Here is a 25407-nt window from a genome sequence, read left to right on the forward strand (position 1 = left end):
GTGGGATTAAACAGGAGAAACCTATGCTGATCAAGAAGTTATATTATTCCAGGAATACCCTGTGAAGTATGGTTGTGGAGATGATTTGATCGCTTATAAGCGTTCATTAGAGATTATTAGAAGCATGAGGGGAGAGAAAATGATGACAGATAACCATGATCTGATAAATAGAGAACGATTGCTTACAGCGCTGGACTTGCTGGGGTATTCGGACAGAATGAAGCGGATGGCACTTCTGGGACGCGAGCATGTAGAAGATGCGAATTATTCCGCGCTGCTTGTATCCTTGCTCGAAAGTGGCACCGCCTATGAGGCACATCTGGCCTTGACGGGTGCGGGTGTAGTGAATGATGCCCGTGCGGTTACACTGGCCCTGCAGCATCCCAAGGCAGGAGTTAGGGGCCGGGCGGCTAGGCTGTTGCCAGAAGTGGTGACTAACCCGGACTTTTCGATTGAAACCGAAATTGCGCTGATGTCATACCACTGCCGCCGCCAATTACTGCGAAACATTGTGAATACACATCGTCAGGATTGGGCAGAGCGGCTGCTGCCGATCGTGCTTAACCGCTGGGGAGCACAAGAAGCGGCCTTGCTACTGGCTGTGTGCAGCGAAGAGACGGTACGCAGCAGGCTGCCAGAGCTGGGATATGCGTTACAGAATTGGCGTCTCTTAACGAAGTACCACCCCGATCTGGTGGCAGCGTACTTCAAGAATGCTTTGCAGCATGCAACGCATCGGGAAAAGACCCATGTATGGTGGACGCTCTCTTCCGCGATTGAAATATTGAGTTCTTCAAGACCGGCGATCGTGCTAGAGTGTGCGCTTTCGCTTGGGCCGACGGATACGATTCATCCTGTACTCAAGCAGCAGCTGGGGATTCTGATTCAGGCCAGCGCAGAGGATGTATTCGAACTGCTGACACGTGAGGAGACAAGGGAATATCTTCTGAATCATGGCGTACCGGCAGGTGTTTTGAAAAAAAGAAAATGGTTCACCACAGCCCAGTGGACCACACTGGGTTCATTACTCGCAGATCAGCCAGTACACTTGGCCAGGGTGCTGGATGCCCTTGCGCCGTCACATCGCGAAGCGATCTTTGATGCGGCTTATCAGGAAGAAGAGCGGAAGACGCGCAATTTCCCCACGTTGCTGCTGGATGTACTGCCACACCAACTGCGTGACAAGGAAGCTGCCCGCATGCTGGAACTGCGTGACATTCGTGATGATCGGGACGCCATGCTCGAAACGACGGCACGCCTTGCCATCGATCATGCACGGGAGAAGCTGGAACAAGCCGTTCAGGTGTCTAATAGTGACGAGCGTGCTGCAGCCTATGCCCACCTCGTTCGAAGCACAGCACTTTCCCGGCGTGGTATGGATGAGACGCTTCGCTTCCTGACTCGAATCAAGAACGATCAGGATCCGGTACGCTTCATGGTGATGGCTCAGCTCTCCAACTGTCCTGCTCCCATGTTCAAGGAAGAGCATATCGACGATATGACGTTGCTGGTGGATAGCGTGATTGAAGCAAGAGACACGTCATACGGGACAAGGTCCGCAGTGGAGAGACTGGCTTTTGCCATACTGCGTGAACATGCACTGGAGCCGAAGGGCGCCCTGTTCAAGTTTGCTCTTAGAACGTTCGGAAGATTGACAATGCGGGATGGACAGTTTGCATTGTACTCGATCGATTGGGATAGCATACCGAGTTCTGCACTGGAGGCGTTATTTGATGAGGTCTATGCCTTTGGTGTAGAAGCGAACAAGCGTGAAAACACAAGCGTGATTCTGCGCATGGCAGATTTGTTCGGGAAAGCCGTGGAGCGGTTGCCGAAGCTCCAGCTGCTGCTGGAAGAACTGCTGCAGGCCAAAACGGTGTCCCCACAGGCAGTCCATTACTGGCTGGCACCCTATAAAACCCGGGATGCAAGGGTTAGAGAATTGCTGGACAGAGACCCATCTTTCATCTCATTCCATGACGTATTCATGCATCTTCATCTGAAGCGTCAGGAGTGGCTGGACCCGTTCATCTCGGGGACAATCATCAAGGGCAAGCATTTATCGGGAAAAACCATTTATGTTGTGCCTGCGCATAACGGGTTTCATCGGTGGCTGCCGCGTCAGCAAAAGGCATTCGCTTCCCTGCTGGAACGGGTGGCACTCGACGCCAAACGAAGCTTCCATGAACGAGCATCCGCGATGCGCAGCTTGGCGAGCATGCCTGATTATTGCTCTGATCAACTGGAAGTCCTATTGCAGGATGAGGAAGTGCATGTTGTGGAGGCGGCTCTGTATGCGTACTCGTTATGGGAAGAGCCCGAGAAGGCACTGCCTGTATTGCTAAATAACCTGGATGGAGACCGGGCCCGGGTTGCGATGTACTCGATTCCCAGATGCATGCGCAGGGTCAGTCCGGTGATGTTGACGTCCATGCTGTCCGAACTGCTCCATCGGGAGAAATTGAAGATCACGGTCAGAAAAGAGGCCATCCGGCTGCTTGGAGCTTATAAAAGTGAAGAGAGCATGGCGCTTCTTATCCGTGAATACAAGAAACCGAATGTACACAAGGACGTGATGATCGCATTAGGGCATGCCGCCAGACAATGGCTGGATGATGAACGCAGCTGGGCCATGCTGAGTGCCATGGCTGCTTCCCCGCAGCGTGACATCGCCAGAAGCCTGCTTAACCAGTATTCTGGTGGCATTCCTGTAGAAGCCCGGCCAAGATATTTGCATTTGATTATCGAGATCGCTGGACATGCCGATCCGGTTGTGGCGAGAGAGGCTTTCCGGGCGATGAGTCTGTGGGTGAATGGAAGTGAAGCGAAGGTAGCAGTTTCGGCCAGCAAAACGATTCTGGATTTGGAGGACAATTCCAGGTGGAAGGCAGCGATGGATACACTCATTGCGGCTTGTCGTGAAGGAAAGGTGAATGATCAGGTCATTAACGTTTGCACACAATTGGCGGGCACGGAGACAAGAGCCGAATGGAATGCCAGCTCGGAGAGAGACCTTCCAGAGCGGCAACGTTTGGTCGCATTAATAGACAAGCTAATCTCATTGCCTCCACATGCGAAGCGGGGACTCGTTCCATTATATACAGGCATGATTGCTGCTCTTCAATCTCAAGAAACCCTGAAGCCTGCTGTGATCAAGTTACATTTGGCATTTGTGGAATGGAACGAGGTGGATCAGGCCGCCCTGCAATTGGATCCTGTGATTCAAATGGTGGACAAGCATTCGTATCTATTGGATGTGGCGTACAGGCAGATCAATCGTGCAGCAAATGCCAGTGAGGCGTATTGGAAACCGGAGGCGATTCTGGATCTGGTAGACCAACTGAGAGGTCAGCAGCGAATTGCGGCCCAGTATCTTGGGCTTTCTCTGCTGAGGATTGCGGGAACCGCACTACTGTGGAATCAGGCTTGTACCGAACGCTTGCGAGCATACCGGAATCATGAGCATGAGGCCATTCGTATGTTGGCATTGGATATTTGGACGGTTCTCGAATAGAAAAGACGTTTGGATCGGATGGTTGCATGGATAGATTGTTCGTTATGAATCTTCTATATGAAGGTCATTTTATTTTACCCGGGAGAGGAGCCGAGACGTGCTGCATATAAGTAACTTCAAACTCTCTTCTGTCATTTCCAGCAACCCGAATATCTACCCGGATCATGTGTTCAGACACATGGCAGGAGAGGTGCTGCTGTTTGACCGAATCACGGTACTCTACGGCAGTAATGGCTCCGGCAAATCCACCTTGCTGAATCTGATCGCGAACAAATTGGGAATGGTGGGCGCTGAGCGAATGTCCACTTATGGACATAGCATCTATGTTCAACGTTTTATTGAGGAGAGCAGCTATCAACTTGGGCAGGATGAACACGAGCGTCCCGTATATAAGCTGCCTGAGGGGAGCCGGTACATCAAGTCAGAGGATCTGCTATATGAAATCAAAAAAATACAGCAGGAAAGCGTGCTTCGCGATGGGCTGCTCCATGAGCAATTCGTACAAGGAAAGAGCAAGGCCGAGGTAGAAGAGCTCGAGCAGTCGTATGCATTTGAGAAAAAGATGGATATCATTCGCTTCTCGCAGGAGAAGTATTCGAACGGGGAAAGCTCGATGCAGTTCTTTGAGGAGCATCTGCTTCCCGGGCATCTGTATTTATTGGATGAACCGGAAACGTCGCTGTCTCCGGTGAATCAAATCAAGCTGGCTGAACAAATGAATGATCTGGCACGTTACTTCGACAGTCAATTCATTATTGCAACGCATTCTCCCTTTGTTCTGGGCACGCTTCATGCGAAGATCTACAATCTTGATGCCAGCATGCTGCAGACGGCAGAGTGGTATGAACTGGACAATGTACGATTCTTTTACGAGTTTTTTCATAAGCATCAACGGCTGTTTGAATGAATTGGCTTTAACATTCTAGTAAGAGGTATCCTGATGTCAGGGTACCTCTTTTTGCTATACCTTTTATCAGGTTAGGGCCATATGGATCTCTTATGCACTCCTCTGCAATCTACTAATTCATTCCATTCCAAATCTGCGAGAATATTGTCCTAACTGAATTTTGACCGTATAACATTGAAATAAAAAGCTGACATAGCAATTAATTGCATTGATTTTTATGCAGATAATTGTATAATCTACTTAATTAACGTTAATTAGAATGGAGAAAAGGGGATGACCATGACCACCAGAATGAAGCTGAAGGAAGCCGCGCTGAGATTATTTGGGCAGAAGGGCTACGATGGGACGGCATTATCAGAAATTGCGAAGGAGGTCGGGGTCAAAACACCGGCAATCTATGCCTTTTTTGAGAGCAAGGAAGCTCTGTTCATGACGGTCTTCGAAGAATCGATGAGCGCCTATAACGAATATATCCAAGCGATGGCGGAAACCAGCAAAGGAATGAATACGGAGAAAAAACTGCATGCGCTGCTGCTTCGCCAATACGATTATCACCGAAACAAAACAGAGCTTGCCGTGTTTGCCTTCCGGTATTTGATTTTCCCACCGGATTTCCTATTGGAACGGATGCAGGAGGCATTCGGGCGTTTCGATACATTGCTGAGCAGCATTATCGGCGAGATCATGCAGGAAGGTCTGGATCGCGGCGATTTGGCTGCCGTTCCGATGGAGACGCTGGTGGATTCGTTCCTCACCTTAATGGACGGTCTGGGCATGCAGTATTACTACTATAAATCGCCGGAGCTGTTCGAACGGAAACTGAAACATGCCTTTGAGATGTTCTGGAGATCCGTCGCAGCTTAGGCAATCAACAAGATTGTACAGAAAGCAGAGGGTGGAACATGAGCAACGATACGAAAATAGAAGATTACGAACGGGAACCCGTACCTCAGCATTTACGGAAATCATGGCTGTCGATGGCATTTGTCTGGATTGCAATCGGGATTGATCTATCTGCCATGTTTCTGGGAGCGCAGCTCGGCGCAGGCATGAGCATCGGTGACTCGCTTACTGCGGTCATCGTTGGTTCGGTCATTTTGGGCATTATCGGGGCATTGTGCGCCTATGTTGGGGCCAAAACAGGCTTGTCCACGGCCATGATTAGCCGGTTTCTGTTCGGGAACAAAGGAGCACTCATTGTCTCCGTCATTCTCGGAATTTCATCGCTTGGCTGGTTCGGCGTACAGGTCGGCTTCTTCGCTTCCAACTTCCAGACGGCGTTAAGCGAGCTGTGGGGCTGGCACTGGTCGCTCTGGGTACTGTCGATGATTGGCGGACTTCTCATGATGTCCACGGCGATCTGGGGCTATCGGGCCATTGAGAAATTAAGCGTTTGGTCGGTACCGCTGCTCGTCGTGTTTATTATTTTCGCGCTGGTCCTGGCGCTGAACGGCGAAGGCGGAAGCACGGTCTGGTCACCGTTCGAGGGTGAGGCAGTGCCGATGGGAACAGCGATCTCGCTGGTCATCGGAATCTTTATCCTGGGGACAGCACTGTCCCCTGACATTGCCCGCTGGGCCAAGACACCCAAGCATGCGATTACGGCAGCATTTGTCGGTTTCTTTGTCGGCAACAGCTTCATGACGATCATTGCCATCTTCTTGTCACGGTCGATGGATTCCGACGATCTGACGGGTATTTTCCTGACGCTTGGACTCGGTATTCCGGCCATTATCGTGCTGACACTGGCACAGTGGACAACCAACACGAACAATTTGTATTCCGCAGGACTGGGTTTCTCCGTCGTATTCAAACGAGTGCCCAAATCCGTCATTACGATCATTGCAGGTTTGATTGCGACAGCACTCGCTTGCTTCGGCATTTATGACCGTTTCATGACGTTCCTCACATATATCACGATGCTTGTTGCACCGCTGGGCGGTATATATACGGCAGAGTATTTGCTGGTGAACAAAAACAGATTCTCGTTTGAAGGGCTGGACAGCAACCGGAGCTGGATTCCCCGCTCCATCGTGGTATGGGTCCTTGCCACATTCTTCGGATTCATGACAACGATGGCTCCGGATGGGCTGGGTTGGTTCCAGGTGACGCAGGTTCCGGCGCTGGACAGCTTCTTGATGGCATTTATCGTACAAGCCATCATAGGCAAATGGGTAGCAAAGAAGGGATGAAAGCATGAACAAGGCAGCAAGATTAACTACACTTGATGAACAGGCTATTGAATATATTGCAATCGGCGCAGCGGTGCTGGGCACAGGCGGTGGGGGGGACCCTCATGTCGGTAAACTGATTGCCATGGAGGCCATTCGCAAGCATGGTCCGGTCCGAATCGTACAGCTTGAAGAACTGGATGATGAGGGACTTGTCGTACCGGTATCGATGATTGGTGCACCAACGGTGATGCTGGAGAAAATCCCTTCGGCAGAACAGCTGACCAAGCCGCTGGATCTGATGGAAAGGGAACTTGGCCGCAAAGTGGATGCCGTCATGCCGATCGAGGTCGGTGGCGGCAACTCGCTCGTTCCGGTCATTGCGGCGGCGCAGCGCGGAATTCCGCTTGTGGATGCCGATGCAATGGGGCGTGCGTTTCCCGAATCTCAGATGGTCACGTTCCATCTGGAAGGCATTCCGTGCAGTCCAGTGGCGATGGCGGATGAGCGCGGCAACAGCGCGTTGATGCATACGATTGATGGCGTATGGGAAGAGCGCATGGCGCGTGCACTGACAGTAGAGATGGGTGGTTCTGCTTCCATCTGTGATTATCCGGTATCTGGTGCACAGGCGAAGCAGAGCGCCATCGGCGGTACGTTGACGCTCGCTTATGAGATCGGGCGGACGTTGTTCGAAGCGAAGCAGGAGAAGCTGAATCCTGTGCATGAACTGCTCACGAAGCTGCATGGACATGCCCTGTTTCATGGCAAGGCCGTGGATATCCGCCGCCGTATGGATGGCGGTTTTACACGCGGCGAAGCGGTATTTGAAGGAACCGGGGAGAACAAGGGAAAGACGATGCGGCTGTTTTTCCAAAATGAGTTCCTGCTCGCTACCGTTGATGAGCAACCACTCGCCATCACGCCTGACCTGATCACGCTGTTGGATCAAGATACAGGTATGCCGGTAACGACGGAAAACCTGAAGTATGGTGCCCGGGTGACGGTAGCAGGCTTGCCATGTGATGACAAATGGCGCACACCAAAAGGCATCGAGACGGCTGGACCGCGATACTTCGGATATGATTTCGACTATGTGCCGATTGAGACGCTGGTTTTGAAAGGAGGTGCGGCGCAATGACTAAAGGTACGATGATCGAACCAAACACAAACCAGGTTTACCGGATCGGCATTGATGTGGGTGGAACGAATACGGACGCCGCCCTGCTGGACTCCAACTTGCACTGCGTGCACAAGGTCAAGGTCCATACGACTGCTGACGTGAACGAAGGCATTGTAGAGGCTGTTCGCCGCTTGTTGCAGGAGAGCGGCGTAAACGGAGCAGCAATTCGCTACGCGATGCTTGGCACCACGCACTGCACGAATGCGATCGTGGAACGCAAACATCTCGGCCGGGTCGGCCTGATTCGTATCGGCGCTCCGGCAACGACAGCCGTTCCGCCGCTTGCTGGCTGGGACGAATCGCTGCGTGCGGCGGTTGGACTGCATAGCTATATCGCCTCTGGCGGTTATGAGTATGATGGCCGCAAGATCGCCAATCTGGATGAAACGGAGATCGCCGAACTGGCTCGCCGGATGAAGGGTGAAGTTGACGCAGTAGCGGTGTGTGGGGTCTTTGCCCCGGTGAACCGTGACCAAGAGAAGCGGGTTGGCGAGATCATTCGCGAGGTGCTGGGCGCTGACATGCCGGTTACCTATTCCAGTGAGATTGGCAGCATCGGACTCCTTGAGCGGGAGAATGCATCTGTGCTGAACGCGGCGCTGCTGCAAGTCATTGCGGGTGTTGTGCGCGGCTTTGAAGAAGCGCTGAACGGCTTCGGCATCCATGCGCAGCTGTACATTTGCCAGAATGACGGTACGTTGATGAAGAGCGAATATGCGCTCCGTTACCCGATTCTGACGATTGCCTGCGGACCGACGAATTCCATTCGGGGCGCTGCGCACCTGTCCGGGCTGACGGATGCGCTGGTCGTTGACATTGGCGGTACAACAACGGATATCGGCGTGCTTGTGCAAGGCTTCCCGCGCCAGTCGTCGGCAGCGGTGGATATCGGCGGCATTCGCACGAATTTCCGGATGCCGGACATTTTGTCCATTGGTCTCGGCGGCGGAACCATTGTCCGGTTGGATGACGCTGGCGGCGTAACGGTTGGCCCCGACAGCGTTGGCTATGAGCTGACGACACGGGCCCGCATCTTCGGTGGTGATACGCTGACGACGACGGACGTGGCGGTGAAGCTGGGCCGGGCGGTATGGCCGGGCACCAACGCGGATGCGGTGGACGAAGCGATATGCCGCAAGGTGGATGCAGTCATGCAGCAGAGCCTGGAGGACGCCATTGACCGGATGAAGACGAGTGCCGATCCGGTCGATGTCATTCTGGTTGGCGGCGGCAGCCTGCTTGTACCGGAGACGCTCGCTGGGGCGAGCCGAATCATCCGGCCAGACAACTATGATGCGGCGAATGCAATCGGCGCAGCGCTGGGAGAGGTTAGCGGCGAGTCGGAGCGCATCTATTCGCTGGACGACTGGAAATATGATGACGTCATGCCGGATGCCAAGGAAAGCGCCGTGAACGAGGCAACGGCAGCTGGAGCGAACCCGGAGACGGTTCAGATTGTGTCCGTCGAGGACATTCCGATTGCCTATTTGCCAGGTAACGCATTGCTCGTGAAAGTGAAAGCGGCAGGTAAGCTGTAATACCATAAACGATATGCCCTCTATGCTCGACAGCATGATCTGCTGCATGAGAAGCGTGCCATAAACATCTGGCATCCATTTACTGTGCTCGACAGTGAATGGCGCGTGAACAAAATAATATGAAATGAACTTGGTGGTACGGATCAAATCCCGTATCACCATTTTTATTTGAGGTGATGGCTTTTCTGGTGAGATAGGATTAAGAATGCAGGGAAACTGCCATGTTCATACTCAAGTGGATAGCCTTCTTTTTTTGATATCACCGTAATGCTGCAAGTTCGGGAAAAGGAAAATAAGCACAATGAAGTAAGATGTTTATTTCAAGGAAATGCCCTCGACTCGGGTATCTAAATATGCCACAATAGAGGATCAGGTGCCCGGGGGAATGGACTCGCAGGCATAGTAATGCAAGCCGCAAATTGCTAACAAATTTATGCTCAATAATTTATACTAAATAAGCCAGAATATATCGAAGGAGCTGCCGAGTCCGCTATGAACAAAAAAGAAGTTGCTAACATCCGCAAGCAATTCAAGATGGATCACGATCTACTGAATATTTACGATATCCTCAATGTCTATATTACGAAGGAAACGAATGAAGTCTACCACTGGGAGCGTCATCCGTTTGAACTGGTGGACCGGGAGAAGCAGGAGTTATACATGGGAAATTTCAAAAAACTGCTGACCGGCGAACTGGATCAAAAATTGTTCGAACTGAAGTTCCAGGAAGCCGCGGAGGAGCCTGCGCAGGTACTGCTTCATCAAGCGCTCGTAACGGGCGATCCGGAAGAATGGCAGGACATGATGCTGCTGCTCGTGGACCGAATGCTGGCGGATGCCAAGTATGAGCGGGACATGGTGGTCACATTTGTTCGGGGGCAGTATTATTTGCCGACCAAGGCGAGAAACGATGATGCGGAAGAGAGTGAGAAGAACGAGGTGTTTGCCCATCCGTTCATCTTATGCAGCGTGAACTCCACGGAGAAACAGCGGAAGACACTCTTGTTCGATTATGTGGAGCGGGAGTTCAAGTACAATATTATTGTCGATCCGATTATCAAATTAAGCACGCCGGAGCAAGGATTCCTGTACCCAAGCGTGACGGACAACTATTCCGATGTGAATCGGATTCTGTACTGTACGGGAAAATCAAACTTCCCGGATCCTCATTTTGTTGAACAGGTATTGAACGGAGAACGATCCGTGACAGCACTGGAAGAGCGAGCGATCTTCGAAGATATCGTCAAGGAAGTGGCCGGCGAAGAGCTCGATTCAGCTACCATTGCACAGGTGTACGAAGAGATTAACCGGGTGATTGAAATCAACGAAGAGACGAAGGAGGAAGAACCTCCGAAGCTGGATTACAAAGATCTGGAGCGTGTACTGAACGCGAGCGGCGTGGAGGATGTGACCACCGAGAAGGTGGAACGGGCATTCGAAACAATCGTGGACAACAGAAACTATGAGATGAAAGCAACCAGTGTTATGCCGAAGTTCACTTCCAAGTCCATTAAGATCGAAACCAAGGTCGCTACGATTTCGGTTAGCCCGCAGGATTTGAGATACGTCAAGCAGGTGAATTTCCAAGGGAAACGCTGCATCATGATTGAAGTGGACGAAGATGTTGCGATTGAAGGCTTTACGCTGGCGTCAGAGACCCTTATTCAATAAAAAAAAGCATTAACGCAGGCAGGAGATGACTAACGATGAACAGACTACTTATGATCCTGATCGCGGCCGCAACGATGTTGACGGCTTGCCAATCGAACCAGACGGATGCCGGGAACCCCTCGGGCAGCAACGAACCATCCGCACAGACCGAAACGGCGCAGCCAAACAACGAACCAACCGAAGAAAGTACAAGCCAGAGCGAGTGGTCTTCGCTTCCCGAATATGCCACGATTGTTCGGGAAGTTGATTCCCAGGATTATACGTTTCGAACGGTAACCGACAATGATAATGAACGCATTCTTTTACTCGCGAAACAAGACGGTGAAGAGAAATACAAGACCATTTTTATCAAAAACACAAGTCGCCTTAAAATCATTGATGTTGATGGAGGCGGACAGCTCTTCAACGATGTTTTGGAAGATAGTTGAAACCTGGCCAGACGAAATATCCCATTCCCACTATGAATCAAGGAGTGTTGCGGTCATGAATTTGGAAGAAGTGATGCAGGAGCTTGAGGCACTTGGCAAGGAGCGCACGAAAAAGATATATATGTCGAATGGTGCACACGAGCCACTCTTCGGTGTGGCTACAGGAGCGATGAAACCGATCGCCCGTAAAATCAAAAAGGATCAGGCATTGGCTGAGCAGCTGTACGCCACCGGGAATTACGATGCAATGTATTTTGCGGGCGTTATTGCTGATCCAAAAGCAATGACAGAAGCGGATTTTGATCGGTGGATCGAGGACGCCTATTTTTACATGATCTCCGACTTCATCGTTGCCGTTACACTATCCGAGACAGATATTGCACAGCAAGTCGCAGATCGGTGGATTGCCAGTGGCGAAGAACTGAAGATGTCGGCAGGATGGAGCTGTTATTGCTGGTTGCTAGGCAATCGTCCGGACAGCCAGTTCTCCGAGGATAAGCTGAGCAGGATGTTGGAAGACGTGCAAGCGAAGATTCACCACTCTCCCGAGCGTACCCAGTATTCGATGAACAGTTTCGTATACACCGTGGGTGTGTCTTACGTTCCGCTGCATGACAAGGCCATTGAAACGGCGAAGACAATCGGCCCGGTCGAAGTTCAAAAGGACAAACCCAAGAGCAAGTTCCTGAATGCTTCCGAAACCATTCAAAATGCCGTAGATAAAAATCGGATTGGTTTCAAACGTAAATATGTAAGGTGTTAAAGGAAGACAATGCACATGGTTGTATCTGGATTTCACATGGTGAATATACATTATTTTCAAGTAGTTGTTGACAATCCAACAGGTCTAAAATATAGTAAACACATCAGATTAATGTAAATTGTGGATGTTCAAATTTTAACCATTGAATGGAAGCTGACTGGTTTATCCAGAGGCTCAGAGGGCAGCGCTAGTCGTTGTCAGCTGAGCCTTTTTTGCTTAGGTACCCCAATCAAATTAAAGAGGTGAAGTCAATGGCTGCTGCTGAGAAAATCAGATTTGAGAGTGTCACCAAAACGTTTACTGTTCGCGATCCCAAGCAAAAGGAAGCAACTCAGGCATTTACAGCTGTAAAAGATCTGGACTTTTCGGTAAGGAAAGGCGAGTTTATCACCATCGTGGGTCCGAGTGGCTGCGGAAAATCAACCTTGCTTGATATGATCAGTGGACTATCCTCACCGACACAGGGACGCATTTTAATTGATGGCCAAACGATTACGGGCCCAGGGCTTGACCGGGGTATAGTCTTTCAGCAGTACGCTTTATTTCCGTGGAAGACGGCACGTGGCAATATTGAGTTTGGTTTGGAAGCCAAGGGTATTCCGAAGCAGGAGCGTAAGGAGCAGGTGGAGCACTTTCTGTCGTTGGTGGGACTTACTCACTTCGGAGACCGTTATCCGCATGAGCTATCCGGGGGGATGAAGCAGCGTATAGCGATTGCCAGAAGCCTTGCCTTTAATCCGGATGTCTTATTGATGGATGAGCCCTTTGCCGCATTAGACGCCCAGACGCGTGAATCCCTACAGAGTGAACTTTTGCGTATTTGGCAGAAGACCCAGAAGACCATCATTTTTATTACACATGGTATCGATGAGGCGGTTTATCTAGGAGAACGAGTCGTGGTATTGACGCCAGGACCCGGTATGGTGAGACAAATTGTGGATATTCCGCTTCAATCGCGATTGGAAGATGCGGATATTCGCTCCCATCCCGACTTTGTGAAAGCTCGCCATGTAGTATGGAGTCTGCTGCATGAACCTGAGTACCGCGGTGCTTATATCTAATTGATTAAAGGAGTGTATTCCTATCGAATCCGTAAAGACTGCTCATTCAACCCTACGGCTTGGTAAACGAAGTCCTGCTGCCTTTTCTGGTGTGCTTAAGTTGTTCAAACAGTCGATCGTGTTAATTGCCTTGGTCTTACTATGGGAGATTGCACCAAGGACGGGCTTGGTAGATGCAGCATTTTTCCCTGCTTTTTCCGAGGTCATCCGGGCATTATGGAGTCTGATCATCTCAGGTGAACTTTTCACTCACTTTCTGGCAAGCATCGTTCGTTCATTCAGTGGATTTGCCTTAGCCTTACTTATTGCGATCCCGTTAGGATTACTGATTGGCTGGTATCCATTAGCCAGACAGCTGTTGAATCCCGTGCTGGAATTGTTTCGAAATACTGCCGCATTAGCGCTGCTTCCGGTTTTCATGCTGCTGCTGGGAATCGGGGAAACCTCCAAGATTGCGATCGTGCTCTTTGCCTGCACATGGCCCATTCTTCTGAATACGATTGCTGCTGTCGGCAACGTCGATCCCTTGCTAATTAAGGCAGCAAGATCGATGAATATCAAGTCCTTCAAATTGTTCCTCAAGGTCATTCTGCCGGCATCGGTTCCCACGATTTTCACGGGTATTCGCATGGCAGGGACAGGGGCTATCCTGGTACTCATAGCGGCTGAAATGGTAGGGGCCAAAGAAGGCTTGGGTTATCTCATTACGTATTCCCAATATAACTTCCAGATTCCTCAGATGTATGCCGGGATATTAACCATTGCCTTGTTAGGGTTGTTAATCAACCAAGGGCTCAGCATGCTTGAACGTAAATTCTCCAAATGGAAACAGCAAGTGAATGAGTAGTTCTGTTCAAATATTCACTCATTATTTTTTTATCATTAATCCTTACTAAATCAATTGAATTAATAAGTTATAAATAAGATATCGTTTGGAGGAGGAGAAGCGAGATGAAAAGAACGTTAGGCTTTCTTGTACTTGCAGGTTTGGTCAGTGGTGTCCTATCAGGTTGCTCAGATCCCAAGACCTCCGCGAAGAGCGGAGAAGAAGATCAAGTTCTGCAATATCAGTCTTCACCTGGAAGTGTTTCTTATCCGGAGCTGGCTGCAGATTTGGGCTACTTGGGGGACTTGAAACTGGAATCCATAGGTGACAGCGTTGGGGGACCGGAGAGCATTCAATTAACGGCGACGAAACAAATCGACTTTGGATCAGCTTTTAACGGAGCCATTATCAAATCCTACTCTCAAAACGTAAAAATAAAATCGGTCGTCGGTTCATACGGCAGTGATGAGCATACGTACATCGGCGCTTATACCCTTGAGGGGACGCCAATCCAATCGGCCAAGGATTTTATCGGGAAAAAGGTAGGCGTGAATATTCTCGGGGCCCATCTGGAATTTGTCCTCAAAGATTATTTACGACAAGGTAATCTGACTGAAAAAGAAATCGAACAGGTCACGTTGGTGACTGTCCCAAGTTCAAGTGCGGAACAGGTACTGCGGAATCAACAGATCGACGTGGTGATGTTAAGCGGAATCGGTCGGGACAGGGCTCTGGCAACAGGAGGAATTACCGAAATTTTTAGAGATATCGATGTGTTTGGCAAGGAATTTACCGCAGGCGACTATTTCTTCAGTGAAGATTATATCCGGGAGAATCCGAAAACGGTGAAGCAATTTGTAGACGGGGTTGCCAAAGCCATTGACTGGGCTCAGACCACACCTAGGGAGGAAGTCATCTCGAGGTTCGAGGACATTGTTAATCAGCGGGAACGCAAGGAAACGACGGATAACCTTAAATACTGGAAGAGTACGGGCATTTCGGAAAAGGGAGGCGTCATTACTCCATCGGAATACGGAACTTGGATCGACTGGCTTGTAGCGAATGGTGAGTTAAAAGAAGGTCAGGTGAAACCGGAGGACTTATATACCAACGAATATAATCCATTTGCCCAATAACCTTTTATATAAATTGAACTAAACATTTAGACGAGAAAGGAGAGGACAGAAATAACCTGAAGAAGCGAAGCGTTCGCTGAAAGCTTTCTGAAAGAAAGCTGCATCGGAAGCATAGGGTTATCTTCGGATTTTCCCCTTTGAGAAAGGGAATCGAAAAATCTGGGGATAACAGCGATCGGAAGATGGTACTGCACTCGCAGTGGCCTTGTGTGATAGATAAGTGTGGTTTATATGAATAAGTTTTTAACAAAATTAGATCAGGGAGTGGTTCGTATGACTAGAAAACAAATGAAACTGGGAGCTTTCATTAATCTGCCGGGACATCATGTAGCAAGCTGGCGCCATCCTTCTTCAGGTGCAGGCCGTGCATTCGATCTGGATTATTTAACGGAGATTGCACAGACCGCTGAGCGCGGTAAGTTCGATATGATCTTTTTCGCCGATGTCCTGGGTCAGCGACTTTCCGGTAATGCACACTCCTCACTGAAGCTGGACCCGGTTATCATCATTTCGGCCCTCGCGGCTGTGACGAAAAATATAGGGCTGACGGCCACACTGACCACGACCTATAACGACCCATACCATGTCGCGCGTAAATTTGCAGCGATTGATCATCTGTCCAAGGGACGGGCTGCCTGGAATGTCGTCACATCCGCCAACGAAGGAGAAGCCCTTCTCTTCGGTAAAGAAAAGCATCTGCAGCACGCGCTCCGGTATGAACGTGCTGAGGAATTCGTGGACGTTGTCAAGCAGCTATGGTTGTCCATCGAGGATGAGGCACTTGTCATCGACAAGGAAAATGGACGATATCTGGATATAGAGAAGGTACATCCGGTTAACCATGAGGGGGCATGGTTTAAGGTGCAGGGTGCCCTGGATTCCCCAACAACACCACAAGGGCATCCCGTGATTGTTCAGGCCGGGTCTTCGGAATCTGGCAAAGAGCTGGCAGCGAAGACGGCTGAGGTCATTTTTACAGCTTGGCAAACGCTTGAAGAGGCACAGGTTTTTTATCAGGATGTCAAAGGCCGACTGGCTAAATACGGACGCAATCCGGAAGATCTGAAGATCATGCCTGGCGTGTTCATTACGGTGGCCAAAACAGAGGCAGAAGCCCTGCTGAAGCAGCAGCAGTTAAACAGCTATATCCTGCCTGAAGTGGGATTGGCATATCTGTCTGCTTTTACGAATATTGATCTGTCCGGGTATGATGTCGAAGAACCACTTCCAGAGGCAAGCTCCATCGAAGATGAGACCAATCCCCGAATCCGTTATAACATCATTCGCGAGATTGCGAAACGGGAGAACCTGCAATCGATCCGTGCTATCTATGAACGAATTGCAGGAGCACGTGGTCATCGGGAGATTGTCGGGACTCCGGAACAAATTGCGGATCAATTGGAAGAGTGGTTCCTGAACGATGGTGCAGATGGCTTTAATATCATGCCGCCTCATTTCCCGGAGGGCTTCAACGATATCATCGAACTGGTGGTTCCTGAATTGCAGCGGAGGGGATTATTCCGTACCGAATATGAGAGCAGTACCCTTCGAGGGAATCTGGGGCTGTCTGTACCTGCCGTACAAACACCCGAAAAGGCATTAACCGGTGTGAGCACAGGTGAAGTTGTGTAAGGCATAGGCATTAACATAACGCAACCATTCATGGTTGCGTTTTTTGTTGTGCTAACGGAGAGACCTCCATAGGGAGGAGGAAGCTTATTTTCTTGCCTTTCAAGCCAAGGCTTAGACCCATCCCGTAAACTCCAATATGGATGCTTTGGCGGACTGTACTTCGGTTTGTGCACCTTTGCGCCACGCTTTGGGGGACTGTCCCATCAGTTTGGAGAAGCAGCGATTGAAGCTGGAAATGGAATGAAAACCGACCTGCTCGGAGATCGATAGAATGGAATGGTCGGTGCTCTTCAGTTGTTTGCAGGCCTCTTCGATCCGTGTGCTGTTAATGAATTCGAGAGGCGTCGTTCTCATAATCTCATAAAATTTTCTGCGGAAATGCGTTGTGCTCAAGTGGCACAGATCGGCCAAAAAGTCGATGGTTATGGGGGTCATGTAGTTCTTGGTAATGTGCTCGAGTACGGGAGAGATCACAAGGTCCCCTTTCAAACCAGGATCTGTTCCCTGTTCTGACAGGGGGCGATTCCGGGAATGAATTCGTAGGAGCTCGATATACAGGGACAGCATCAAGCCGTAGGCACTTTCCTGATAGTAGGGATTCTGCTGTCTTAACTCCTCTACGATCGATGTGGCAAGCGTGTACACTTTGGGATGCTGCTCCTTGCTTAGCACACAGTTCATTCCCTGTATTGCCCACAGATTCGGCTCAAAGTCACTGTATGTATGTTTTAATGAATGCTGAAACAGGTCCTCCGGCGAAAAGAAAATATAAGCCCACAAACTGGCCGTACCAGGCGTGCTATACGTTGTATGAGGAAGATATCGGGGAATGAAGGTCACATCGCCGGCCTGAAAGGGGACGGATTCTCCCTTGATCTCCATAATGCCGCTATCGGAGTAGCAGATGCCAATCTCCAGATGGTTATGAAAATGAAGATGCTCGCTCTTGATATCGGATATTTTCCAGCGTTCACCGCTTAATAGCAGGACGGGAAAATGGATGGGCAGGCTGTAATGACGGTATTCAATAACAGGCTTCCTGGTTTTGGCCATATGCGATACCCCCATTCATAAATGGTTGAAATTGCGCAGTTTTGTTACGAATATGCTTAGATTGACACTATTTTACTGCGTAGAATGGAATAAGTAAAGCGTTTACAATACGAACGGACACCTCTCAGGGCGCACTTGGGGGCGTGTGTCCAGGAGAGGGGAATACCGATGCTTCAAGTGAAATATGACAGGGAAGAGATTTTAAAGGTCATCGATAATGTCACCCAAAAAACACTATCCATGGACCTGACATGGGACTGGCCTTGCGGTGTAGCGTATTACGGTGTAACCAGAGCCTACCAGACGACAGGCAACAAGGAGATTTTGGACAGGCTGGTTCAGTGGGCGGATGAATATATTGAGCTGGGCCTGCCGAGCTGGACGGTGAACACCTGTGCCATGGGTCATATGCTGATTACGTTGTATGAAGAAACAGGAGACCAGAAGTACTGGAATATCGCGCTGAGCAAAGTGGATTATCTCCAAAATCATGCGCTCCGCTTCGGAGACAACGTGCTGCAGCATACCGTATCCGTTGCCAATGACTTTCCGGAACAGGCGTGGGCAGATACCTTGTTTATGGCTGCATTTTTCCTGCTGCGCGTAGGCAGCAAGTTGAAGGATGAAGCCATGATTCAGGATGCCCTGAATCAGTATTACTGGCATATCAAATACCTTCAGGACCCAAGCACGGGCTTTTGGTACCACGGGTATAACAACGTCAATAAGGATCATATGTCCGGATTTTACTGGGGAAGAGCGAATGCCTGGGGTGCCTACACAATGTCGCAGGTGAAACCTCAATTGAAGGACTGGTATTTATATCCGCAGTGTATGGACGTCGAGTGCTCGCTTCGGGACCAACTGGCAGCATTGAAGCTGGTTCAGACGGACAACGGCTTGTGGCGAACGGTGCTGGACGATGAGGAGTCCTATGAAGAAGTATCGGCGTCTTGCGGTATAGCGGCGGCCATGATCAATAACGGCAATCCGCTGCATACCAAGTATGTACAGAAGGCATTGGACGGTGTTCTACAAAATATCACCGAAGATGGACGTGTACTGGGCGTATCCGGCGGCACGGCTGTCATGAAGGATCGGGAAGGGTACCGCAAGATCCCGAAAGACTGGATTCAGGGCTGGGGTCAAGGCCTGGCACTCGCTTTTCTGTCCGACATGTTGAGATAGGAGGAGATCCAATTGTCCAAAAAAACAACGGGAGCCTTCACCCTGCCCGGAGAATCGGGTTATGAGGCGCTGACACTGGAACTCGCTGAACGGTGGGGTGCCGATGTCATTCGTGACAGTGACGGAACGAAATTGTCAGATGAGATTATCAACGCAGGATACGGCATTTATTCGACGATCTGTATCATCCGGGATCATAATGAGTGGGCATCCCACAATACGGATAAGCTGCAGCAATGTTTTCTCATAACCAACCCCAAGGTGGCCGTGCAGGATTACCTGTCCATCTATCTGATGGAGGATTTCTTCGCTGAACAGTTCAAGGTGAACGATTCTCGGGAAGCGTTCAAGTATTGGCAGGTCTATGACCGGACGACGGGGGAAGAAGTGCCAAGAGAACAGTGGAATTATGAGCGGGAATCCGGGAATGTAGTCATTACCGGTATTGTTCCGTGGCATAAATACACCGTCAGCTTCATGGTTTACCGGATATGGGAAGAGATTTCGATGTACAATCACACGACGAATGACTGGGACAAAGAGCATCTGATGCAGATCGATCCCATCTATCCGGAGACACAAGCATACTTGCTGAATTGGATGGAAAATTGGTGTCAGGAGCATAAGGAAACGACCGTTGTTCGGTTTACTTCCCTGTTCTATAATTTCGCCTGGATCTGGGGCAGCAGTGAGCGAAATCGCCATCTGTTCTCGGACTGGGGTTCGTATGATTTTACAGTAAGTTCAAGAGCGCTTGATCTGTTTGCCAAAAAGGCTGGCTATTCCCTCACGGCTGAGGATTTTGTGAATGGCGGTAAATACCGGGTCAGTCATATCCCTGCGAATCAGCGCAAGCTGGATTGGATGGCGTTCATTAATGATTTTGTGATTGAATTCGGCAAAAAGCTGAATGATATTGTACACAAACATGGCAAGCTGGCCTATGTTTTCTACGATGATAGCTGGGTCGGCATGGAGCCTTACAATGACCGCTTCGAAGAATTTGGATTCGACGGCATGATCAAATGTGTTTTCTCCGGGTATGAGGCAAGAATGTGTTCGGGTATCAACGTGGATACGCATGAAATCCGGCTGCATCCCTACCTGTTTCCGGTTGGTTTAGGCGGGCTTCCTACCTTCAAGGAGGGCGGCGACCCAACACTGGATGCCAAGAAGTATTGGATTAATATCCGGCGTGCCCTGCTTAGAGAACCGATCGATCGAATCGGACTGGGCGGGTATCTGCATCTGGTGGAGCCTTATCCGGATTTTGTGGAATACATCGAGAAGATTGCCAATGAGTTCAGGGAGATGAAGGAGCTGCATCAGGCTGGCATGCCTTATCAGATCAAGACCAAGGTAGCCGTGCTGCATAGCTGGGGCAAACTGAGATCTTGGACGCTGTCCGGGCATTTCCATGAAACGTACATGCATGATCTCATTCACGTAAATGAAGCGTTGTCGGGATTACCGGTTGAGGTTCAGTTCATCGATTTTGAAGACATCCGTCAGGGCGTACTGCAAGATTGCGATGTCGTGATCAATGCCGGCTCTGCCGGTTCCGCATGGAGCGGTGGGGAGCACTGGAACGACCATACGTGCGTGGACCTACTGACGAAGTGGGTGTATGAAGGTGGTACGTTTATCGGCATCAATCAGCCTTCGGCGATCGAGGGATACGACAGTTTTTTCCGAATGGCACATATTCTTGGTGTGGATGAAGATACAGGGGCAAGAGTCGTTCATGGGAAATGGTCGTATGAGGCCCGGGATGAGTACAGTCTGGTACCGGATGAAGCCAGCATAACGCCGAAGAAAGGCATCTATCTTACGGATGGCACAGCTAAGGTGCTGCATGAAACGGATGGAAACATTACGTTGTCTACGCATGCATTCGGCAAAGGAAAAGGAATCTATCTCCCTGCATTTGAATTCAACTGGGAGAATACCAGATTGCTGCTGAATCTGATTCGCTATGCAGGCCAAGAATACGAAGAAACGAAGTATATCCCGGATAACCTGTACACCGAGTGTGCGTATTATCCGGAAAGTAACATATTGGTTGTGATCAACAATAGCGACCAGGTTCAAACAACAACGATTGATACCGAGTTTGGAAAACAAACGCTGGAACTGGCTCCTTATGATACGGTCATCACCAAGATTGGCGCAACCAACTCGGTATCGTCATAGGATATCTTCTTCATCAAATTTCTTCATAGAATATCGTCTCATAGACCGTTTCCCTGACTAGGGAGCGGTCTATTTTGGCTAAAAAGGAATTCTGCTCATGAATATTTTATAATGTTAACCATACAAGCGAGCAAACCGGATATCTTGTTCCAGACTTAAGATGGTGGGGTGTAATCAATGATTCGTATGGCTGTCGGTGCGGTCATTCAAAAGGATGATGAAGTACTGTTAGTTCATAAGGTAAAGGGAGCACAGGGGAAAATCAAAGGAACGTGGGATTTCCCGAAAGGCGGGATGGAACCGCAGGATGAGAGCGTAGAGGCAGCACTGCTCAGGGAATTAGAAGAAGAAACCGGATCAACAAACTTTACAATTACCAAACCATTCAAGGATAGAATTGTCTTTCGTTTTGATGCCATAACGCAGGAGAAATTGGGATTTCAGGGGCAGGAAACGACGATGTTTCTGGTGGAATACGCTGGAGACGGGACCGACCTGAAACCTCAGGATGATGAGATCGATGATATTCGGTGGTTCCCCATAGACCATATCGCTCCACTGTTATTTCCGGAAGCCCGTGTATTCTTTGAAAGTTACGATCTGGTAAGAGGAGGAGATTGACTTGATTGCAGATTTTAAAGTGTTAACCGAGTTCCTCCAAGGTCATGATGAAGGAGAATGTTCCACCACAGAAGAAGACATTCGGGAACAGGAGCGCCGCCTCGGCAAGACGTTTCCAGCCGCTCTGCGTGAATACTATAAGAGGTTTGGGCGGTCCCATTATATTACGCAGCATTGCAATAATCAGTATGAGCCGATGCTTCTGGAGGATATTTTTGTACCGGATTCCGATTTCTTTACAACGGACAAGGCGTTTTTGATATTTTATCAATGCGAAGAATCGGTGATCTATTGCGGCATTCGTTTCAGTGATCTGACGAAGGAAGACCCGCCTGTGTATCTATGTGCCTGGAACAATCCGGATTGGTCGCTGGAGAATGAATCGCTCACCAATTTTCTGGTAAGCAAGGCATTTATTCAAATGGGGGTGGAGGACAGGCTGCCCTATTGGGTTATTTTTGATGAGAACATGTGGGGGTTATCGGATTACCGATCCTATTGGGGATTAAGCGACGGAGCATATGAAATTCCAGAAACGTCATCTCTTCAGGCTTGGCGGATATTTTGTAGGGATCATGTGATTCTTCTATTCGAACTGGCTGTTGGTGAAGACGAGGATGATGTCTTAGCTGTATATCTGGCTTCTTTTGACCTGGAGCGTATAGCGAGCCTGCTGAATCGTACAACGCAGGACAGGCAGCTGCCCGATTATAGAACTAATCTTGGATCGCCGCGGTGATTACTGGCTTGGTCAGTAAGCATCGTGTCGGGGTGAATGATGGACGAGCTTGCTAAGGTACACTTCTGCTTCATTTTACTTCCAATGTTTACCTGAAACTTATATATTAAATGATAGGAGTAACAGAAATTATTAAACCAAAGGAGCATCAATATGCTTAATTTTAACCAACCAATGGCATTGCGCTCTATTCTAAGCCCGAAATATTTGGAATTTGCTCTAAGAGATCAATATGATATGGGTCAATGGGAAGAATGCTTGTTTTGGCTGCGAGGATTGAATGATACATACCGGGTAAAAACGTCCACTGGCTTGTACATCCTTCGGGTATACCGTGCCGAGATCGGGGAGGAAGAAGTGATCACGGAGTTGTCCGTACTATCTCAATTGAAAGCAATATTGAATTCTTCGGTGCATGCAGATGTTGGAGATTACATGAAGAAAGAGGATAATCGTGATTACTCCGTTCTGGATGCGCCGGAAGGCAAACGCGTGGTCGTGATGTTCCGCTATATTGAAGGGGCCGAGAACAACCTGGAGGATGAGGAGTCCTGTTATGCTTTTGGTCAATCTGCGGCAGAGCTGCACAAGGCTATGGATCAGGTGGTAGTGGAGCAGCCCAGATATGAGCTGGATACAACATTTCTGATTGATCAGCCGCTCGAGCGCATTCTGGCGTATATCGGAGAGTCGCATGAAGCAGCACCATTTTTGGTTGCGTTTACTCAGGAGTTGAAGAAGCGTATTACAGCATCTGCCGATAGTCTGGAATGGGGGCTGTGTCATGGCGATATGCATGGCAACAATAATGCCTTTCAGCAGGGAGGCTCGTTTACGCATTATGACCTGGAGTGGGCAGCCAAAGGCTGGCGTGCCTACGATCTGGCTCAGGTAAAGGCTAGAAAGAGACAATCCGGTGAGCAAAAAGCAGCATTATGGAATGCACTCATGGCAGGTTATCGTTCGGTACGAAGCTTCTCTCCAGAGGACGAGCAGGCGGTGGACCTGTTCATTATCGCTCGCAGATTCTGGGTCATGGGTCTGGATGTTGCTTTTATCGAAAATGATATGGGTGCACTGGATTATGGTGATGATTGGCTGGATAGTTTTATCGAGGAGTTTCGAGAAGCGGGAATCATATAGTTTCATAAGATGAGTAATTGTTCAACACTGATCTTGAATAATCTTAAGCCCCCTCTGAATCAATCAGAGGGGGCTTTTCATAATAAGCTGCCTTGGCGAACCTCAGCTTGAAGATGATGAAGCGGCAGCAGCAGCCGATGCCGCGGCAGCGGAGGCCATGGCGGCCTGCTGTGCGATGATAATGTTGGTGATGCTGGTTGAGAGAGTCGTGGTCAGCACACCGCTTCGCAGATTCTCAACATGCTGAACAGCCACTAAGGCGGATGAGAATAGCAGCAGCTCCTGTTTGGTGATCGACCATGCCCCGAAGCCCTTTTGACCGCGCAGCCAGTCAAACGTTTCTTGGACCTGATCCACCAGTGTGTCTTGGTTGACAGGCAGCAGAGAGAACACTCCGAGGGAGGATAGGGTATACGTTTTATCCAAGCGTATGCTGCGTTTACGGAACGCCTCCTGTAATGCCAATACACGCGCGCTTGATTCAGGATTGTTGTCTCCAAGAACCAATACTTGAGTCAATGCCTGCACGCTGTTGCCAGGGGAGAACTCTGGCTTCAGTTCACGATAGAGCTGCTCCATGCGGGCCACACCGGATTCCACATCCAGATCGGAGAGAGCCAGCATGGCTGCGAAAATGTAGTCATCCTGTCCGGTCAGGAAGCGGTGTTTTGCTTTCATCTGATCATAAAAATTCTTGGCACGCTCCACCGTGTACTGAAACTGGTCAGGCGCTGCCTGGGCAGCAATCTGATAGGCGGCCACGGCCAGGAAATCGGAAGGACGAAACTTGATCTGCTTCATCAGATCGTAGACATGCAGGGTATCCGCCAGTTTTGACTCCTGATCCGTGGTAAGGGAGAGCATGGCGGCAATACTGATAGCCGAATTGCCCCTGAATACGGAAAAGAGGTTTGTATTTTGCTTCATCAGATCATGACTTTGGCGAATGGCCTCGCCATCTGCAGTTTTATTTTCGCCTGCATAGAGAAGTGCCGCCAGGCGATGCATCATCGGATTTTGCCATTTGAACGACTTCTTGATGATCTGTGCGTTGGAAACGAATAATTCGACTCGTGCTGCGTGCTGCTGTTCCATATGCAGACCTCCCGAAATGAGTAGTTGTTACCCCTAGTTTATTAGGAAAATCAAATGGATTAAAGCAAAAATTCCCATGGGGTAGATGAATGACCTTGAGAATGAATTTTTAAATTGATTGCGAGGGTGCTTCTCAAATAAGAAATGCAATATCGTATGTATGATGAAAAAGATGTCCAGTACCCAGAACGTAATCGTCTGATACGAACTGAATAGCAGGGAGAGGATGACGGTGTATATGGGCAGGTGCACCCATGTGAAATATGTATAAGCTTTCTCGTCTTCCATCTCTTTCAACACGATAAATAATCTCCACTCGGACCGCCTGATCGCATCCATTTCGTGCAGAAGAAATAGAGACAGGTTGAACAAAAACAAGACCAGTAACAAGTCAGGCATGTAAAGCCTCCCACTAAAGTGTTTATAGAAGATACGAATGGGCCCCGAGATTGTTCCAGTCTGTTGCCTGTTACGTCACTTTTCGATGTGGCTATATCCAAAGCACAAAAATAACCTCCCAGATTGCGGGAGGGTTATTGTGTTCT

21 protein-coding genes are annotated in these 25407 nt (G+C 49.4%); 18 read left to right on the plus strand and 3 right to left on the minus strand.

Going from position 1 to position 25407, the window contains the following annotated elements:
- The first annotated feature begins 142 nt into the window (after nt 1-142).
- The 13 genes from MH144_RS16410 (at nt 143) to MH144_RS16470 (ending at nt 16830) form a co-directional block, all read left to right on the plus strand.
- Nucleotides 143-3514: a HEAT repeat domain-containing protein gene (locus MH144_RS16410; RefSeq protein ID WP_239302305.1), complete on the plus strand. Its 3372-nt coding sequence runs from the start codon at nt 143-145 to the stop codon at nt 3512-3514.
- A 97-nt stretch (nt 3515-3611) separates the two neighbouring features.
- Nucleotides 3612-4421 carry an AAA family ATPase gene (locus tag MH144_RS16415; protein WP_239302306.1) on the plus strand — a complete coding sequence of 270 codons (810 nt, stop codon included), beginning with the start codon at nt 3612-3614 and terminating at the stop codon, nt 4419-4421.
- A gap of 279 nt (nt 4422-4700) precedes the next feature.
- Nucleotides 4701-5285, plus strand: coding sequence for a TetR/AcrR family transcriptional regulator (locus MH144_RS16420; protein ID WP_275440154.1), 585 nt, complete (start codon nt 4701-4703; stop codon nt 5283-5285).
- A 38-nt stretch (nt 5286-5323) separates the two neighbouring features.
- On the plus strand, nt 5324-6613 hold the full coding sequence (locus MH144_RS16425) for a cytosine permease (RefSeq protein WP_095288555.1): 1290 nt from the start codon (nt 5324-5326) through the stop codon (nt 6611-6613).
- A gap of 4 nt (nt 6614-6617) precedes the next feature.
- Nucleotides 6618-7733 (plus strand): DUF917 domain-containing protein, encoded by a 1116-nt coding sequence (locus MH144_RS16430; protein ID WP_239302308.1) that lies wholly within the window; start codon nt 6618-6620, stop codon nt 7731-7733.
- A gap of 11 nt (nt 7734-7744) precedes the next feature.
- On the plus strand, nt 7745-9313 hold the full coding sequence (locus MH144_RS16435) for a hydantoinase/oxoprolinase family protein (protein ID WP_239302720.1): 1569 nt from the start codon (nt 7745-7747) through the stop codon (nt 9311-9313).
- 492 nt (nt 9314-9805) lie between these two features.
- On the plus strand, nt 9806-10984 hold the full coding sequence (locus MH144_RS16440; protein WP_239302309.1) for a DUF4317 domain-containing protein: 1179 nt from the start codon (nt 9806-9808) through the stop codon (nt 10982-10984).
- A 35-nt stretch (nt 10985-11019) separates the two neighbouring features.
- Nucleotides 11020-11412, plus strand: a complete 393-nt coding sequence (locus MH144_RS16445) for a hypothetical protein (protein ID WP_239302310.1) — start codon at nt 11020-11022, stop codon at nt 11410-11412.
- A 55-nt stretch (nt 11413-11467) separates the two neighbouring features.
- Nucleotides 11468-12175 carry a DNA alkylation repair protein gene (locus MH144_RS16450; protein WP_239302311.1) on the plus strand — a complete coding sequence of 236 codons (708 nt, stop codon included), beginning with the start codon at nt 11468-11470 and terminating at the stop codon, nt 12173-12175.
- Between the two features lie 251 nt (nt 12176-12426).
- Nucleotides 12427-13236, plus strand: a complete 810-nt coding sequence (locus MH144_RS16455; RefSeq protein ID WP_239302312.1) for an ABC transporter ATP-binding protein — start codon at nt 12427-12429, stop codon at nt 13234-13236.
- A 91-nt stretch (nt 13237-13327) separates the two neighbouring features.
- Nucleotides 13328-14083 carry an ABC transporter permease gene (locus MH144_RS16460; RefSeq protein WP_239302313.1) on the plus strand — a complete coding sequence of 252 codons (756 nt, stop codon included), beginning with the start codon at nt 13328-13330 and terminating at the stop codon, nt 14081-14083.
- 104 nt (nt 14084-14187) lie between these two features.
- Nucleotides 14188-15198 carry an ABC transporter substrate-binding protein gene (locus tag MH144_RS16465; protein WP_239302314.1) on the plus strand — a complete coding sequence of 337 codons (1011 nt, stop codon included), beginning with the start codon at nt 14188-14190 and terminating at the stop codon, nt 15196-15198.
- Nucleotides 15199-15471: 273 nt separating this feature from the next.
- Nucleotides 15472-16830, plus strand: a complete 1359-nt coding sequence (locus MH144_RS16470) for an LLM class flavin-dependent oxidoreductase (RefSeq protein ID WP_239302315.1) — start codon at nt 15472-15474, stop codon at nt 16828-16830.
- 111 nt (nt 16831-16941) lie between these two features.
- Here MH144_RS16470 and MH144_RS16475 read toward each other — a convergent pair whose 3' ends face one another.
- Nucleotides 16942-17883, minus strand: coding sequence for an AraC family transcriptional regulator (locus MH144_RS16475; protein WP_239302316.1), 942 nt, complete (start codon nt 17881-17883; stop codon nt 16942-16944).
- Between the two features lie 168 nt (nt 17884-18051).
- On the opposite strand from MH144_RS16475, the gene MH144_RS16480 reads away from it, so the two are divergent.
- The 5 genes from MH144_RS16480 to MH144_RS16500 all read left to right on the plus strand — a co-directional run bounded on the left by MH144_RS16480 (nt 18052) and on the right by MH144_RS16500 (nt 23767).
- A complete protein-coding gene (locus MH144_RS16480) occupies nt 18052-19071 on the plus strand; it encodes a glycoside hydrolase family 88/105 protein (protein ID WP_239302317.1) in 1020 nt (339 codons plus the stop codon).
- A 12-nt stretch (nt 19072-19083) separates the two neighbouring features.
- Entirely contained in the window at nt 19084-21264 is a 2181-nt protein-coding gene (gene gnpA / locus MH144_RS16485) for a 1,3-beta-galactosyl-N-acetylhexosamine phosphorylase (RefSeq protein ID WP_239302318.1), read from the plus strand.
- A gap of 177 nt (nt 21265-21441) precedes the next feature.
- The gene (locus tag MH144_RS16490) at nt 21442-21885 is read left to right on the plus strand and encodes an NUDIX hydrolase (protein WP_239302319.1); all 444 of its coding nucleotides are present in this window, start codon (nt 21442-21444) and stop codon (nt 21883-21885) included.
- Between the two features lies 1 nt (nt 21886).
- Nucleotides 21887-22624 (plus strand): SMI1/KNR4 family protein, encoded by a 738-nt coding sequence (locus tag MH144_RS16495; RefSeq protein ID WP_239302320.1) that lies wholly within the window; start codon nt 21887-21889, stop codon nt 22622-22624.
- Between the two features lie 153 nt (nt 22625-22777).
- Complete coding sequence (locus MH144_RS16500; protein ID WP_239302321.1) at nt 22778-23767, plus strand: phosphotransferase enzyme family protein; 990 nt, start codon at nt 22778-22780, stop codon at nt 23765-23767.
- 102 nt (nt 23768-23869) lie between these two features.
- Here MH144_RS16500 and MH144_RS16505 read toward each other — a convergent pair whose 3' ends face one another.
- Nucleotides 23870-24862: a DUF4003 family protein gene (locus MH144_RS16505; protein ID WP_239302322.1), complete on the minus strand. Its 993-nt coding sequence runs from the start codon at nt 24860-24862 to the stop codon at nt 23870-23872.
- Between the two features lie 33 nt (nt 24863-24895).
- A complete protein-coding gene (locus tag MH144_RS16510) occupies nt 24896-25261 on the minus strand; it encodes a DUF6713 family protein (RefSeq protein ID WP_239302323.1) in 366 nt (121 codons plus the stop codon).
- Between the last annotated feature and the right edge of the window lie 146 nt (nt 25262-25407).

Origin of the sequence: Paenibacillus sp. ACRRY, from assembly GCF_022346995.1 — a bacterium.
Lineage (GTDB): Bacteria > Bacillota > Bacilli > Paenibacillales > Paenibacillaceae > Paenibacillus.